At 60.0% G+C, this 13,921-nt stretch carries 17 protein-coding genes; 9 read left to right on the top strand and 8 right to left on the bottom strand.

Features of this window, described 5'->3' with window-relative positions; genetic code table 11:
* The first annotated feature begins 73 nt into the window (after nt 1–73).
* On the top strand, nt 74–277 hold the full coding sequence (locus tag SFY93_RS07200) for a hypothetical protein (protein ID WP_089262760.1): 204 nt from the start codon (nt 74–76) through the stop codon (nt 275–277).
* A 98-nt stretch (nt 278–375) separates the two neighbouring features.
* Here SFY93_RS07200 and SFY93_RS07205 read toward each other — a convergent pair whose 3' ends face one another.
* From SFY93_RS07205 to SFY93_RS07215, 3 genes are all read right to left on the bottom strand, one after another.
* Nucleotides 376–1,140 (bottom strand): slipin family protein, encoded by a 765-nt coding sequence (locus SFY93_RS07205; protein WP_320446569.1) that lies wholly within the window; start codon nt 1,138–1,140, stop codon nt 376–378.
* The gene (locus SFY93_RS07210; RefSeq protein WP_320446570.1) at nt 1,137–2,540 is read right to left on the bottom strand and encodes an NfeD family protein; all 1,404 of its coding nucleotides are present in this window, start codon (nt 2,538–2,540) and stop codon (nt 1,137–1,139) included. The genes SFY93_RS07205 and SFY93_RS07210 overlap by 4 nt, the downstream gene beginning before the upstream one ends.
* A 329-nt stretch (nt 2,541–2,869) precedes the next feature.
* The gene (locus SFY93_RS07215) at nt 2,870–3,289 is read right to left on the bottom strand and encodes a CBS domain-containing protein (RefSeq protein WP_120288271.1); all 420 of its coding nucleotides are present in this window, start codon (nt 3,287–3,289) and stop codon (nt 2,870–2,872) included.
* 326 nt (nt 3,290–3,615) lie between these two features.
* Here SFY93_RS07215 and SFY93_RS07220 point away from each other — a divergent pair, with 326 nt between their 5' ends.
* Nucleotides 3,616–4,416: an AMP nucleosidase gene (locus tag SFY93_RS07220; protein WP_320446571.1), complete on the top strand. Its 801-nt coding sequence runs from the start codon at nt 3,616–3,618 to the stop codon at nt 4,414–4,416.
* Nucleotides 4,417–4,508: 92 nt separating this feature from the next.
* Here the strand turns inward: SFY93_RS07220 and SFY93_RS07225 are convergent, their stop codons facing one another.
* On the bottom strand, nt 4,509–4,979 hold the full coding sequence (locus SFY93_RS07225) for an aminoacyl-tRNA deacylase (protein WP_089262750.1): 471 nt from the start codon (nt 4,977–4,979) through the stop codon (nt 4,509–4,511).
* A 530-nt stretch (nt 4,980–5,509) separates the two neighbouring features.
* Between SFY93_RS07225 and SFY93_RS07230 the strand changes: the two genes are divergently transcribed.
* Nucleotides 5,510–6,688, top strand: coding sequence for a M20 aminoacylase family protein (locus tag SFY93_RS07230; RefSeq protein ID WP_320446572.1), 1,179 nt, complete (start codon nt 5,510–5,512; stop codon nt 6,686–6,688).
* 30 nt (nt 6,689–6,718) lie between these two features.
* On the opposite strand, the gene SFY93_RS07235 is transcribed toward SFY93_RS07230, so the two are convergent.
* Nucleotides 6,719–7,396 (bottom strand): GntR family transcriptional regulator, encoded by a 678-nt coding sequence (locus SFY93_RS07235; protein ID WP_320446573.1) that lies wholly within the window; start codon nt 7,394–7,396, stop codon nt 6,719–6,721.
* 179 nt (nt 7,397–7,575) lie between these two features.
* Between SFY93_RS07235 and SFY93_RS07240 the strand changes: the two genes are divergently transcribed.
* The 4 genes from SFY93_RS07240 (at nt 7,576) to SFY93_RS07255 (ending at nt 11,476) form a co-directional block, all read left to right on the top strand.
* The gene (locus SFY93_RS07240) at nt 7,576–8,199 is read left to right on the top strand and encodes a TRAP transporter small permease (RefSeq protein ID WP_320446574.1); all 624 of its coding nucleotides are present in this window, start codon (nt 7,576–7,578) and stop codon (nt 8,197–8,199) included.
* Between the two features lies 1 nt (nt 8,200).
* Nucleotides 8,201–9,466 carry a TRAP transporter large permease gene (locus tag SFY93_RS07245; RefSeq protein WP_093759765.1) on the top strand — a complete coding sequence of 422 codons (1,266 nt, stop codon included), beginning with the start codon at nt 8,201–8,203 and terminating at the stop codon, nt 9,464–9,466.
* Nucleotides 9,467–9,494: 28 nt separating this feature from the next.
* Nucleotides 9,495–10,478, top strand: a complete 984-nt coding sequence (locus SFY93_RS07250) for a TRAP transporter substrate-binding protein (protein WP_320446575.1) — start codon at nt 9,495–9,497, stop codon at nt 10,476–10,478.
* Between the two features lie 71 nt (nt 10,479–10,549).
* Complete coding sequence (locus SFY93_RS07255) at nt 10,550–11,476, top strand: dihydrodipicolinate synthase family protein (protein WP_320446576.1); 927 nt, start codon at nt 10,550–10,552, stop codon at nt 11,474–11,476.
* A 79-nt stretch (nt 11,477–11,555) separates the two neighbouring features.
* Here SFY93_RS07255 and SFY93_RS07260 read toward each other — a convergent pair whose 3' ends face one another.
* A complete protein-coding gene (locus SFY93_RS07260; protein ID WP_320446577.1) occupies nt 11,556–11,879 on the bottom strand; it encodes a hypothetical protein in 324 nt (107 codons plus the stop codon).
* Here SFY93_RS07260 and SFY93_RS07265 point away from each other — a divergent pair.
* Nucleotides 11,866–12,114: a hypothetical protein gene (locus tag SFY93_RS07265; RefSeq protein ID WP_320446578.1), complete on the top strand. Its 249-nt coding sequence runs from the start codon at nt 11,866–11,868 to the stop codon at nt 12,112–12,114. The two genes, SFY93_RS07260 and SFY93_RS07265, sit on opposite strands and share 14 nt — an antisense overlap.
* A gap of 39 nt (nt 12,115–12,153) precedes the next feature.
* On the opposite strand, the gene SFY93_RS07270 is transcribed toward SFY93_RS07265, so the two are convergent.
* Both SFY93_RS07270 and SFY93_RS07275 read right to left on the bottom strand, forming a co-directional pair.
* A complete protein-coding gene (locus tag SFY93_RS07270; RefSeq protein WP_068732885.1) occupies nt 12,154–12,408 on the bottom strand; it encodes a hypothetical protein in 255 nt (84 codons plus the stop codon).
* Nucleotides 12,408–12,644, bottom strand: a complete 237-nt coding sequence (locus SFY93_RS07275) for a hypothetical protein (protein ID WP_068732887.1) — start codon at nt 12,642–12,644, stop codon at nt 12,408–12,410. Before SFY93_RS07275 ends, SFY93_RS07270 begins: the two co-directional genes overlap by 1 nt.
* A gap of 219 nt (nt 12,645–12,863) precedes the next feature.
* On the opposite strand from SFY93_RS07275, the gene SFY93_RS07280 reads away from it, so the two are divergent.
* The gene (locus tag SFY93_RS07280) at nt 12,864–13,919 is read left to right on the top strand and encodes a HoxN/HupN/NixA family nickel/cobalt transporter (RefSeq protein WP_068732888.1); all 1,056 of its coding nucleotides are present in this window, start codon (nt 12,864–12,866) and stop codon (nt 13,917–13,919) included.
* Nucleotides 13,920–13,921 lie beyond the last annotated feature (2 nt).

The raw sequence follows: 13,921 nt of genomic DNA on the forward strand, positions 1-13,921 counted from the left end.
GAAGGTCGAGATGGCGCCCGCTGGCGGATAATAGGCGGGCGAGACAATTCAGTGAAGACGAGGTAGTGCGCAGATGCAATTTACCGTTGGATTCAAGCTGAAGGGCAAGGCGGGCCATGTCGTCGTAGACGCCGAGGACGCGCTTGTCGCCGCTCTGAAAGTCAAGGCGGAGCTCCCGGAAGCGATGACGATGTATGTGCGCCCGCAAAACCGGCGCGGCGACGCACGACACCCGTCACATGTGCCTGTCGACGAGCGCGCCGAGGATACTCATTGATGGTAAATTGGGGTGATGAGCAAGCCAGCGCAAGCCATGGTTCGTTCGGGCCATGACAGACTCAAGCTGAAGCTGGCGCAGAAGCACAAGAAATAAACTCACGGTACTCTGCCCGGCCGCAGCGTCATATGGCTGAGCAGATCCATCGGCAACGGAAAGACCACAGTCGATGACCGCTCGCCTGCAATGTCGTGCAACGCCGCAAAATAGCGCAGCTGCATCGCCTGCGGCTCCTGAGCGAGGATCCGGCCAGCCTCGACGAGCTTCTCGGCGGCTTGCTGCTCGCCTATCGCATTGATCACTTTCGCCCGCCGCAGCCGCTCCGCTTCGGCCTGCTTGGCGATGGCACGCACCATGCTCTCATTGAGGTCGATATCCTTGATCTCAATGTTGGTGACCTTGATGCCCCACGCGTCAGTTTGCTGATCGAGGATCTCCTGAATGTCGGCGTTGAGTTTGTCGCGCTCTGCGAGCATTTCATCCAGCTCATGCTTGCCGAGCACCGAGCGCAGCGTGGTCTGTGCCAACTGGCTGGTCGCGGCCATGAAATTCCCGACCTTGATGATCGCACGTTCCGGGTCGACGATGCGGAAATAGAGAACGGCATTCACCTTGACGGAAACGTTATCGCGGGAAATGACGTCCTGCGGCGGCACATCTTGCACCATCACCCTGAGATCGGCTTTCACCATCTGCTGAACGAACGGAATCAGGATAATAAGGCCCGGACCTTTCACGCCGGTGAAGCGTCCGAGCGTGAAGACGATGCCGCGCTCGTATTCCCGCAGGATGCGAATGGCGGAGGAGAGAAAGGCGATCACGATGATCGCGAGCAGCGAATAGGCTATGTAATCGAGCATCATCGCACACCTCCCTCGCCGGCGCTGAGTGCCGGCCGGCGACGCACCATCAGCGTCAGATCCGTGATGCTGGCGATCTCGACCGTCTCTCCGGGCTTGAATGTTTCCATGCCGCGGGCTCGCCAGCGCTCACCCTGCGTGAAGACGTGACCTTCGATGTCGTTCCAGTCGAGAACTTCGGCAGCCAAGCCGCGCATGGCCTGCGCGCCGATTCGTGCCGGAGCTTTGCGGGCGCGCCGGAGCGAGCCGAGCACAATGAGAAGCAGTCCGATGAACATTGCCGTCACGATGCTGACGAGCGTCCATGACAGCCGGTATCCGGGCGCTTCGATCCTGAACAACATCAACCCACCAAGGACCAGGGCAATGGCTCCGCCGAGGCCAAGAACCACGGTCGGGTTGAAGGCCTCGATAATCAGAAGCGCGATCCCCAACATCATCAGCCCAAGGCCGGCATAGTTGATCGGCAGCAGGTTGAAGGCATAGAGGCCCAGCAGCAGACAGATCGTACCGACCACGCCGGGCGCGACGGCGCCAGGAGACATGAATTCAAAAATCAGACCGTAGATGCCAACCAGCAGAAGAATGAAGGCGACGTTGGGGTTGGTGATCACAGACAGAAATTGCGCGATCCATCCGGAGTCGATCGTCTCGATCGTCGCATCCTTTGTCGCCAGATGCCGTCTGTCGCCACCGGGAAGCTCCACGACGCGACCATCGACCTGCCTGAGCAGTTCGACCGGGTCGCGCGCAATGAGATCGATGACATTCGCTTGCAACGCAGCACTGGCGGAAAGACTGGCTGCCTCCCGGACAGCCTTCTCGGCCCAGTCGGCGTTACGTCCTCGCAACTCGGCCAGGCTGCGGATAAAGGCGACGGCGTCGTTCGTCGCCTTCGCCATCGTCGCGTCCTTCGGCTCCGTTTGCTGGGCACTGTCTTTCTTGTCCTTGCCGTCCTTATCAGGAGTGATGCCCGGCAGGCCCGGCACCGGACTGCCGATTTGCACTGGCGTCGCTGCGCCGAGATTGGTGCCCGGCGCCATTGCGGCGATATGCGTTGCATAGAGAATATAGGTGCCGGCGCTGGCAGCATGGGCTCCCGACGGGGCGACATAACCTATGACAGGAACGGGCGATGCCAGCACGTCGGCGATGGTCTCACGCATGCTGGTGACGAGACCGCCCGGCGTATTCAGACGCAGAATGACAGCTTCGGCGCGCCGTTCGTTCGCCTTGGCGAGAGCGTCTTTCACATAACTGGCGGTTGCCGGTCCGATCGCTCCGTCGATTGCGATCGTCAGCACGAGTTTTCCACTCCCCTCCGCCGAGACAAACGTGGTGGGGGAGACAGCCAGAGCGACAATCGCAATTGTCGCGGCAAGAGTAGCCCGTACGGTCTGCACAGCCTGGACTCCCTTATCAAGATGATGTGGGGGGTCCTGGCAGAATCTCAATACGACGGGGATTGGCGAGCCACCGCTCGTTGTCGAAACGAATGTGAGGGTTGCGTAAGACGAGAAGAATCGTCGATATTATCAGGAAGTCTCAACGGCATAAGAAGTTCGCAGTTTTGATCCACGCCCTTGCTTCGTCTCAGAACAATGGCGTGACCGCGTAGGCACGACCTTCTTCATCGCGGCTCGATGAGCAAAGTTCTTTCATCGAACTGTTCGACGATCATGCCGACGGCCGCGCTCCTCCGCCGGATCGCAAGAGGAGCGCTGGCCGTGTTTCAGTGATGGGCCGAAACGCTCTTGACGCATTCGGACAACAAATCACCTGACGCAGAATGGCTGACGTCGCCCAGACTGACGATACCGACCATCCGTTTACTCTTGTTGATCACCGGCAGCCTGCGGACCCGCAGTTTCTCCATGTGATGTATTGCCTTTGCGAGATCGTCGTCCTCCCGGCAACAATGGATACCTTCGGTCATCACATCGCGCGCCGTCGCGCGGCCGGCATCGAAGCTGTTCCTCGCGAGCCCTTTGCAGACAATGTCGCGGTCGGTCACCATCCCGATCAGGCGGTCGTCCTCGCCAACCGGAACGCAGCCAATGTCATGCCCCCGCATCAATTTCGCGAGCTCGGTGACAGGGGTATCAGGGCTGACCCAGTCGACACCTTTGTGCATCACCTCTTTGACTTTCATGGCGAACCTCCGTTCCTAGAGTTCAGGTGAATTGATGCAATGCAGTATGTCTCGCCTCCCTCCATGTCCTCCAACTATACAATCAATTACGTGCGAGGTCGCAGAAGAAAACATCATTCCTGCGCGATCAGACCGGACAAACGCGGCCGCTGTTGCAATCCACCCTCCTGAACAGCGCGCATTCGACGCAAGGCCCGGACCATCCCGGTTGCAAGTGGATTAATGGAACCCAAATAATCCAAACGTGTCTCATTGGACAGGGAACGGTCCTATCCACTAGTTTGGCAGGCGGCGGTGTTGCACACCTCCGGACGAGATCATTGGGAATGAAAGAGAAAAAGGATATCGTAGAAAACTGGCTGCCGCGTTACACCGGCACGCCGCTTGCTGAGTTCGGAGATTATGTTCTCTTGACCAACTTCGATAACTACGTCGAATGGTTCGCCACGGCGTATGGCAGTTTGGTAAAGGGCGCAGATCGACCGATGCCCAATGCGACTGCCGATGGTATCACTCTAATTAACTTCGGCATGGGAAGTCCGAATGCGGCGACCGTGATGGATCTGTTAAGTGCCATCGCGCCGAAAGCCGTATTGTTTCTCGGCAAATGCGGTGGGTTGAAACGCAAAAATAAAATTGGCGATTTGGTTCTACCGATTGCGGCCATTCGGGGCGAAGGCACCTCAAATGATTACTTGCCCCCGGAGGTTCCTGCGCTGCCCGCGTTCCAGTTGCAACGCGCGGTGTCGACCATGATCCGCGATCTCGGTCACGACTATTGGACCGGCACCGTGTACACGACCAATCGTCGTGTCTGGGAACATGATGATCGCTTCAGGGATATATTGCGTCGTACACGGAGCATGGCGATCGACATGGAGACCGCAACAATCTTTGCTGCGGGATTTGCCAATCACATTTCGACTGGCGCACTGCTTCTCGTGTCCGATCAGCCAATGATTCCCGAGGGTGTGAAGACCGAAGCGTCGGATCAGGAGGTGACCGCGAACTATGTCGAAAGGCATATCAGGATCGGAGTGGAGGCCCTGAAGCTTGTGCGGCGCCGCGGCCGCAGCGTCAAGCATTTGCGTTTCGAAGACGATTTCGATGCAGGGCATGAGACGTAAAGAAGCGTCGCACCGCTGCATCGACAATTAAGCAGCGGCACGATCTTTCCATTTGGGTCCGCGACGGCCGCCGCGGATCGTCGGACTAATCCTCAGTCATGCGCGCTAAAGCGCCCGTGCTGGGCGTTGGCCATCAGGCGCGCAAACTGCGCGTGACCCATATGAAGCAGCGTCTCGTGATCGCCAGCTTCCAGATAGACCTCCGGCTGCGCCTGGATGCTGTCGTCGACGATGATATCCAGCCCGTAGCATTTACCGACGGCAGGAACTGCACCGTGTGCGCAGTCGCGGAACAGCTGATGGATCTCGGTTTCATCGGCCATGTGGACATTGTCGCCGAGTGATGTCCTCAGGTCCGACAGGCGGAGGTGATGCGATGCGGGTAAGACGGCCAGTATATATTCGCCGTCGCGCCGCAACACGATGCCCTTGGCGAGGCGATCGCCCGAGATGTGGCATGCCTCAGCCGTGCCGGACGACGTCATGCGGAGTTCGTGCGGGATCACCTCGTATTGGATGTTTTCAGCGGCCAGGTATTTTTGCAGGGTGGGAGCAATGGTCATGGCGTGACCTCCGGGGCAAAATGCAAGCCATCCATCGTAAGGTCTTTGTCTGCAGACTCTCGCCGTGCGATGGGCGGCTGCGTGATTATAGGCTCAGCATAGGCCTCCCATCCGACAGCTGCAATTCGTTATCGGTGACCAACTCTCTCGCGAGATAAATCAGAATGCCCGCGCTGTCGGTGGTGACTGCGCGAGCGCCGCAATGGTTCTTCCCCAAACCGGGGGCTGCTGTCCATTTGTGCGCATGCGGGGATCGCATGAGGTGTCAATCGAAATTACATATCCATTTCAAAAACATAGGGGGGGCGAAGTTTTATTCTAAATGGCGTGCCATTTTCCAGAACGCACAGCATTCACAGACAGGCCGATCGACCACGATGTCGATCATGTGGTGGCGCGCATCTCCGCTTAATGTCACCCCGGGTTCAGCGCCGAAGTGTGTGGCGCGCGCAGTGCGTGCGGCCGGTTGGTTGCGAGGGCATGGTCGTCGGGCTAGCCTATGCGCAGGACAAGTCCAAAGGTGAGAGCATATGACCCCGCGCGCACGTCTCGACCAATTGCACCCGGAAATGACCGTATGGCGCAGGGATTTCCATGCGCATCCGGAGATTGGCTTTGAGGAGGAGCGCACCAGTGCGCTGGTGGCGGAGCGGCTGTCGGAGTGGGGTATCGAGGTGCATCGTGGCCTCGGCGGCACCGGTGTGGTGGGCGTAATCCGTGGCCGTCATCAGGCGGCGGGTAGCAACCGGGCCATTGGCTTGCGGGCCGATATGGACGCGCTGCCGATGGAGGAGGGCAACGGTTTTGCCCACCGCTCGCAGAATGCCGGCCGCATGCATGCCTGCGGCCATGACGGTCACACCACGATGTTGCTTGGTGCTGCGAAATATCTTGCCGAGACGCGCAATTTCGCCGGCACGGTGCATCTGATCTTTCAGCCGGCCGAGGAAGGGCTCGCTGGCGCCAAGGCGATGATGGACGACGGGTTGTTCGAGCGTTTCCCCTGCGATTCCATCTATGCGATCCACAACAGCCCGGACATGCCGCTTGGCACCGTCAAGGCGCTGACCGGCACGGCGCTAGCGGCGATCGATTATTTCAAGGTGACGCTGCGTGGCCGTTCCTCGCATGGCGCGCATCCGCATCAGGGCATCGATACGGTGGCGATGGCTGCGCAGGTCGTGAATGCGCTGAACGCGATTCCATCCCGTCAGGTCGATGCGTTGGAATCCGCCATCATCAGCATCGGCCAGATCCATGGCGGTACCTCGGATATCGTGCTTCCCGAGACGGTGGAATTGCGTGGCTCGGTGCGCACGCTGAAGCCTGAGGTGCGCGAGCGTGTCGAGGAATTGTTCATGCGCGCGGTGACGCTGACCGCGCGGGCCTGCGGCGGCACGGCGGAGATCGAGTATCGCCACGCTTATCCCGCCACGATCAACACGGCCGACGAGGCGGTGCGCGCGGCAGAGGCCGCGGCGGCGGTGCCGGGCGTTACCGAGGTGCTGCGCGAAGGCAATCCAATTCTTGCCGGTGAAGATTTCGCGTTCATGCTCGAACGTAACCGTGGTGCCTATCTGATGTTCGGGCAGCGCACCGCCGACAAGGGCGGTGTGCCCGTTCACAATCCCGGCTACGATTTCAACGACGATCTCCTGCCGATCGGCGCGAGCTATCTCGCCGGGCTGGTGGAGCAGGAGCTCGCATAGACCGCAATCATCGCGATTCGAGCGGCGCGTCTACACCGCGCCGCTCTTCGGAATGGTGCGGCCGATGACGCGCAGAAGATCGGCGCGGACCGATTCGATGTGACGCTCGAGGAAATGGCAGGCGTCGTCGATCTTCTGGCTGCGGCACAGCGCGATGAGTTCGGCGTGTTCTTTCTCAGCGATGCCCATCGCGGTGGTGGTCGAGAGTTGCATGCGCGTGTAGCGGTCGCTGGTTTGCAGCAGCGCCATCACGATCGACTGCGTGCGCGGTTGCCGCGCCCGGACATACATCGCCATGTGGAAATCGGCGTTGAGCTGTCCCCATTCGCTGATATTGCCAGCGGCAATCGCCCTCTCGAAGCGGTGCTGGATGTCGTCGAGTGCAGCGAAGTCGTCGTCGACAAAATGCGGCGCGGACTGCGCCAGCATCCGTGGCTCGAGGATGACCCGGAGATCGAACACGTCGTTGATTTCGTCGAGCGACAGTTCCGAGACGATGGCGCCCTTCTGCGGGACGATCTTCACCAGCCCTTCGGCTTCGAGTTGAAACAGGGCTTCCCGCACCGGGATCCGGCTGACGCCATAGGCTTCGCCCAAGGCATCCTGGCGTAATTGCGCGCCAGCCGGATACGTGCCGTCGAGGATCGCCTGGCGAAGCTGATCGGTGATCATGGCCGAGAGGGTACGGTGCTTCAGCGGCGCGGTCATTGATTTATCGAGCCTTTTCTCCGGATTCCAGCCGGATTGATCTCAGATCTCGTCCCGTCTTCGCTGCCGCACAAAAACTCCTCAAGGCGCGAATTTGTGCAAATCAGCGTTTGACAGAGAAATTGTATAAATTATACGATCCAAAAATCATATCACAATCGTGACAGCGGGGGCAGTTTATGAGTGACCAGACGATGTCGACGGCCCCGGCCATCGGGGCCCGCCGGGTCATCCTGGTGGCGTCCGCCGGGCTGCTGGCCTTCGAGCGGCTGGCTCTGATGGGCCTGATGTATCTGCTGACTGCGCTGATCCTGGTGAATGTCGTCACCCGCTATTCGCACTTCCCGATCTACTGGATCGATGAATCGGCGGTGTATTCGGTGGTCTGGCTGACCTTCATCGGCGCCTCCGCCATGACCCGTTTGCGGCTCGATTTTGCGGTCACCATGATGACCGAGCGTCTGTCGGCCAAAAGCCAGCAGATATTCAAGATTATCGCCACGAGCACGGTGATCGTGTTCGGTGTCGGTCTGATCGTCACCTGTATGCTCTGGATGGATCCGATCGGCCTTGCGCAAGCAGGCTTCGACGCGAAGAAGTTCGCGGGCCAGACCTTCAATTTCCTCTACACCGAGCGAACCCAGACGCTGAACTGGCCGACCTGGGTGCTCTATCTGACGCTGCCGATCTTTGCGGTGTCGATCACCATCCATGGCATCGCCAACCTGCTTGAGGACCTCGGCCTCGTCGCCAAGGTGCCGCCGAAAGGCTTCCAGCTCTCCGAACTCGACGGGGTGAACTGATATGATCACCTTCGCTGCATTCACGGTGATCATGCTGGTCGGCGTGCCGATTGGTCTTTGCCTTTGCCTCGCCGGCTTCGTCTACATCATGGCGTCCGGCAATCCGGTGCTGTTCCAGTCCTATCCGCTGCAACTGTTCGGCGGCGTCGACAGCTACGGTCTGATCGCGATCCCGCTGTTTATCCTGATCGGCGAGATTATGAATGGCGGCGGCATCACCAAGCGCATCGTCGACATGGCGATGGCCTTTGTCGGCTCACTGAAGGGCGGACTGGCTTACGTCAACATTCTCGCCAATATGTTCATCTCCTCCATTCTCGGCTCGGCGACCGCACAGGTCGCGATCATGGCGCAGATCATGGTCCCGGAAATGGAAAAGAAGGGCTACGACAAGACCTTTGCTGCCGGCCTCACCGCCTATGGCGGCATGCTCGGCCCTATCATTCCGCCCTCGGTGATGTTCGTCGTCTACAGCGTGTTGGCGCAGGTGTCGGTCAGCGACATGTTGATCGCGGGCATCATTCCCGGTGTCATCCTCACAGTGATGTTCTGTGTCGTCATCGCGCTGATGGGCTACGTCTACAACTATCCGCGTGCGGACTATCAGACGCCGAAACAGCGTGTGATGACCATCCTGCGCACCTCGCCGACCCTTTTGATTCCCATCGTCATCGTCGGCTCCATCCTCGGCGGTCTGGCGAACGCAACGGAATCGGCTGCCGTCGGCGCTGTCGCCGCTGCTGTTGTCGGCAAATACTGGACCAAGGAATTCGAGTGGTCGCAACTGCCGCAAATGATGCTGCGCTCGGGCATCTATTCGGCGATCGTGCTGTTTCTCGTTGCCGCTGCCGCCGTGTTTTCCTGGGTTCTGATCTTCGGCAAGGTGCCGCAGGAGACCGCGGCCTGGATCCAGACCGTTGCCAAGGATCCGATCAGCTTCATGCTGATCTGCAATGTCATCCTGCTGGTCATCGGCACGGTGATCGACGGCGTGCCCGGCCTGATCATGACCGTGCCGATCCTGCTGCCGGTGGCGACCGAGATCTATCACATCGACCCGCGTCACTTCGGCGTGGTCGTCGTGATCAATCTCGTGCTCGGATTGCTGTCGCCGCCGGTCGGACTCTGTTTCTTCGTCGCCGCCGCGGTGACGGGCGCAAAGCCTGGCAAGATGTTCATGGTCACGCTGCCATTCTTCTTTATCTCCTGCATCCTCTTGGTGCTGCTCTCGCTCTATCCGTATCTGTCTCTCGCCCTCATCAAGTAAGCCCCGTATTCATCAAGGAGCCCCCGTCATGACCATCTCACGTCGTCGCTTCCTCGCCTCATCAGCCGCCGCTTCGGTGTTCGCGCCGTCGCTCGCATTGGCTCAGGCCAAGGAGCTGCGTCTCGGCCTGATCACGCCGAACGGCCATTCCTGGAACAAGGCTGCGCTGAAGCTCGCCGATCAGCTCAAGGAAGAGACCAAGGGCCGTCTGACCATGACGGTGTTTCACTCCGGCCAGCTCGGCAACGAGGCGGCGATGATGCAGCAGTTGCAGACCGGCGCGCTTGACATGGGCTTCATCCAGGCTGCCGAACTCGGTTCACGCGTACCGCATATCGCGGCGATCAATGCGCCCTATATCGTGCGCTCCACGCCGGCCGTGGCGAAATTCGTGCGTCATCCGGCGGCCGTCAAACTGTTCGACGTGCTTCCTGCGGAAACCGGCACCATCGGCCTCGGCTGGGGTATCACCGGCATGCGCGCAGTCTTCGCGGTCCGGGATCTCAATACGCTTGCCGATATCAAGGGCATGAAGCTGCGCATTAATCCGACGCCGGTCTATCGCGACTTCTATTCGTCGCTTGGCGCTGCGCCGACGCCGATTCCAACGCCTCAAGTGTTCGACGCCATGTCGAATGGTCAGGTCGATGGTCTGGAAGCCGATCTGGAATTCTCCTGGAACCAGCGCTTCGACAAGGTGTCGAAGTCGATCCTGCAGATGAATGCCGTCTTCATGCCGATGGCCGCCGTCGTCTCCGGCCGCGTCTGGCAGTCGCTGCCCGCCGCCGACAAGGAACTGATCACCAAGGCTGTCAAATCGACCCTCGATGTGCAGATCGACGAACTGGCTGCTGGCGAGCCGGCACTGATCGAGAACTTCAAGGGCACGTCGGTGCCCGTGCGTCAGGTGGCCGTCAAGGATACCGAAGCCGTTATCGCCGAATTCGACAAGATTTGGCTGCCGAAAGCACCGGTGCTCGCCGAACTGCGCAAGGTCGGCGCGACGATCTGATCCTCTAATCCTCGCCCATCATCCTCATCAGCCGGCGCGCTACGCGCGCCGGCATCACACGGAGTTTTGCCATGAGTCCCCGCATTTCCTGGGAAGGCGTCTTCCCGGCTGTCACCACGCAATTCCATGACGACCTTTCGCTTGACATCGACGCCACCGCCAAGGTCATGGACGGCCTGATCCGCGACGGCGTATCCGGTCTGATCATCTGCGGCTCGGTCGGTGAGAATACCTCGCTCGAGCGCAAGGAAAAGATCGCGATCATGGAAGCGGCCAAGTCGGTCGCGAAAGGCCGCGTGCCCGTGCTCTGCGGTATCGCCGAATTCACCACGGCCTTTGCTGTGGACACCGCCAAGGAAGCCGCGCGCGTCGGCATCGACGGCATCATGGTGATGCCTGCGCTGGTCTATTCGTCCAAGCCGCACGAGACAGCGGCACATTTCCGCTCGGTGGCGACAGCGACCGATCTGCCGGTCATGCTCTACAACAATCCGCCGATCTACAAGAACGATGTCACCCCCGATATTCTCGCCACGTTGGCCGATGTTGAGACGGTGGTGTGCTTCAAGGACTCCTCGGGCGATACGCGTCGCTTCATCGATACGCGCAACATGGTCGGTGACCGCTTCGTGTTATTCGCCGGCCTCGACGACGTCATTGTCGAGAGTGTGGCGATGGGCGCCGTCGGCTGGGTGTCCGGCATGTCCAACGCGTTTCCGCGCGAAGGCGAGACGCTGTTCCGCCTGGCCAAGGCCGGCCGCTTTGCCGAGGCGATGGCGATCTATGAGTGGTTCATGCCGCTGCTGCATCTCGATGCGCGACCGGATCTCGTCCAGTGCATCAAGCTCTGCGAAAATATCATGGGCCGCGGCACTGCTTTGACGCGCCCACCGCGCCTCGCGCTGCTGCCGCATGAAAAAGCGGAAGTGGAAGGGATCATGGCGAAGGCGCTGCGTCACCGTCCGACGCTGCCGGATGTCGGCCTCAAGGCGGCTTAACGACGCGTCGCTATCCGAAATTCATCGGCGCGTCAGGTCGTGGCGCGCCGATGTCGTATGTGGCGATGTCTTGGCGCAGCTAGATATCTTCGTCGTCGCGGTCGCGTTTTGGCGTGGCGATGTCGCCGTCTTCCTCGTCATCCTCAGGCCGCGGCGGTGCGGGCGCGGGTTTCTTCTGATCGTCCTTGGCCGGCTTGTCGTCACCGGGGTCGCTCACTCGTCCGCTCATCGTCTCCCCCGCCGGATCACCTGCGTTGACCTCATTCTGAACGCGATTGAAGCAGATATTGCCGTAATCCCGCAATTGCCCTGTGCTTTTCCGCATGACCGTGTAAACGGGGGCGAATCCTGCCCGATTTGAAATCTGGCAATCCTGTTTTGGAGTGACGATGAAAAAGCCCAAGTTAGAGCTCGACGAACCGCAGGCGCGCAAATCCATACGTGCCGACAGGGCGCCGACCGAAGGTTATTCACTGGTGGTGGATGGCCATTTCAAATCGCATCACGATACGGTCGAAGCCGCGGAAGAAGCCGGCATGAAACTGAAGAACCAGTTTCAGATGCTTCAGATCCAGGTCTACGATTCAGCGACCAAGACCCGAACCATGATCGAATGGCCTGCGCCGAGCGCGGCCTGAGATAGATCAGACCGTGCGAGAAAGCAGGCCCTGCGATAGTCAGGTCCTGCGGCCGCCGCTGCGTTGATCGGCGAGCCATGCCGCCAGGGCCTGGGCCTTTTCCGTCGATTTGCTTGACGATGTCTTGCCCGAAGACGTCTTGCCCGATTTCGTTGCCGCCTTCTTCTTGGCCGGCGCGGGGGGCGATACCGCTTCGCGGGCAAGGCGCATGGCCTTCAGTCGGGCCATGTTGTCGAGGACCGCTTTGGCCGCGGCGTCGCGTTCGGATTTCGTCGCTTTGTCGTCAGTTGGCATCAGCTCGTTTTCTTTTTTCTGGTAGCTTTCGGTTTGGGTTCGGGCGGGTTGGCCAGTTCTTCGGCTTCCCTGGCAAGACGAAGCGCGCGCAGTTCCTCGGTCCGCTTGCGGATGGCGACATCGGCGGCTGCAATGTCGGCCATCGCCTTCACGCCTTCGGCTTCCTGCGCCGCCTTGCGGGCGAGCCGGATTTCCTTCAGTTCTGCGGGTGTCTTCTGTTCCTGTTCGGTGTCCATCAACGCCTCGGGTTAGGCCGCGCGATCGGCGCGCAGCGGACTCTGTGTCATTCTTATCACGTAGATATAGGAAACGGCACCCCTGCTGCCACCTAACTGGCCGCTGCAGTTAATCGCTTTGTGCCGGAAATGCGGCGAATTCGACGCGAATGAGGCCAGGTTGCGTCCGTCAGGCCTTCCTGAGACAATCCGGTGGTAATCCGGACTGCAAGAATCTCCATGATCCGCACACTGTTCAACGATGGCGCCGACAACCTGCGCGGCCGCATCATCGCCATCTACGCCATTCTCATCCCGGCCAACGTGCTGGCCTGGATCTGGGCCCTGATCGCCTTCCGTGACCAGCCGGTTCTGCTGGGCACCGCGCTGCTCGCCTACACCTTCGGCCTGCGCCACGCCGTTGACGCCGACCACATTGCGGCCATCGACAATGTGACGCGCAAGCTCATGCAGTCCGGCAAGCGGCCGCTATCGGTGGGCCTGTTCTTCTCGCTCGGCCATTCCACCGTCGTGGTCGTGGCATCCGTCTTCGTGGCGCTGGCAGTGTCGGCGCTGCAGGACAAATTTGCGAACTTCAAGGAAATTGGCGGCCTGATCGGCACCAGCGTTTCGGCCTTCTTCCTGCTGATCGTGGCAGTGGCCAATATCTTCATTCTCGTATCGGTGTATCGGCTGTTCAAGGCGGTGAAGCGCGGTGAGCGGTTCATCGATGAAGATCTCAATGTTTTGCTTTCGCAGCGCGGCGTCATTGGCCGCATGCTGCGTTCGGTCTTCGCCGTGATCTCGAAGAGCTGGCACATGTATCCGCTCGGCATCCTGTTCGGCCTCGGCTTCGACACCGCGACCGAAATTGCGCTGCTGGGTATCTCCGCCTCGCAAAGCGCCGATGGCATGTCGATGTGGTCGATTCTCGTGTTTCCCGCGCTGTTCACGGCGGGAATGTCACTGGTCGATGCGACGGACTCGGTGCTGATGGTGCGCGCCTATGGCTGGGCTTTCGTGAAGCCGATCCGCAAGCTGTACTACAACATGATCATCACGCTGGTGTCGGTGATCGTCGCGCTGGTGATCGGCGGCGTCGAGGCGCTCGGCCTGATCGGCCGCAAACTCGACCTGTCAGGCAGCTTCTGGGACGGCATCGAGGCGCTGAACGAGAATTTCGGCGCGCTCGGCTATCTCATCATCGCGATCTTCATCCTGAGCTGGATGATCTCGGTGATCGTCTATCGCGTCAAAGGCTATGACGACATCGAGGTTCGGGTTCACGAGGCCTGATG

The organism is Tardiphaga sp. 42S5 (assembly GCF_034044155.1).
GTDB classification, from domain to species: Bacteria; Pseudomonadota; Alphaproteobacteria; order Rhizobiales; family Xanthobacteraceae; genus Tardiphaga; species Tardiphaga robiniae.

Bases quoted from the DNA above. Each gene is read 5' to 3' on its own strand.
- SFY93_RS07200 (WP_089262760.1), top strand. From the start codon at position 74: ATGCAATTTACCGTTGGATTCAAGCTGAAGGGCAAGGCGGGCCATGTC.
- SFY93_RS07275 (WP_068732887.1), bottom strand. From the start codon at position 12,644: ATGGACACCGAACAGGAACAGAAGACACCCGCAGAACTGAAGGAAATC.
- SFY93_RS07240 (WP_320446574.1), top strand. From the start codon at position 7,576: ATGAGTGACCAGACGATGTCGACGGCCCCGGCCATCGGGGCCCGCCGG.
- SFY93_RS07255 (WP_320446576.1), top strand. From the start codon at position 10,550: ATGAGTCCCCGCATTTCCTGGGAAGGCGTCTTCCCGGCTGTCACCACG.
- SFY93_RS07265 (WP_320446578.1), top strand. From the start codon at position 11,866: ATGAAAAAGCCCAAGTTAGAGCTCGACGAACCGCAGGCGCGCAAATCC.
- SFY93_RS07280 (WP_068732888.1), top strand. From the start codon at position 12,864: ATGATCCGCACACTGTTCAACGATGGCGCCGACAACCTGCGCGGCCGC.
- SFY93_RS07270 (WP_068732885.1), bottom strand. From the start codon at position 12,408: ATGCCAACTGACGACAAAGCGACGAAATCCGAACGCGACGCCGCGGCC.
- SFY93_RS07245 (WP_093759765.1), top strand. From the start codon at position 8,201: ATGATCACCTTCGCTGCATTCACGGTGATCATGCTGGTCGGCGTGCCG.
- SFY93_RS07225 (WP_089262750.1), bottom strand. From the start codon at position 4,979: ATGACCATTGCTCCCACCCTGCAAAAATACCTGGCCGCTGAAAACATC.
- SFY93_RS07205 (WP_320446569.1), bottom strand. From the start codon at position 1,140: ATGATGCTCGATTACATAGCCTATTCGCTGCTCGCGATCATCGTGATC.
- SFY93_RS07250 (WP_320446575.1), top strand. From the start codon at position 9,495: ATGACCATCTCACGTCGTCGCTTCCTCGCCTCATCAGCCGCCGCTTCG.
- SFY93_RS07220 (WP_320446571.1), top strand. From the start codon at position 3,616: ATGAAAGAGAAAAAGGATATCGTAGAAAACTGGCTGCCGCGTTACACC.
- SFY93_RS07235 (WP_320446573.1), bottom strand. From the start codon at position 7,396: ATGACCGCGCCGCTGAAGCACCGTACCCTCTCGGCCATGATCACCGAT.
- SFY93_RS07230 (WP_320446572.1), top strand. From the start codon at position 5,510: ATGACCCCGCGCGCACGTCTCGACCAATTGCACCCGGAAATGACCGTA.
- SFY93_RS07215 (WP_120288271.1), bottom strand. From the start codon at position 3,289: ATGAAAGTCAAAGAGGTGATGCACAAAGGTGTCGACTGGGTCAGCCCT.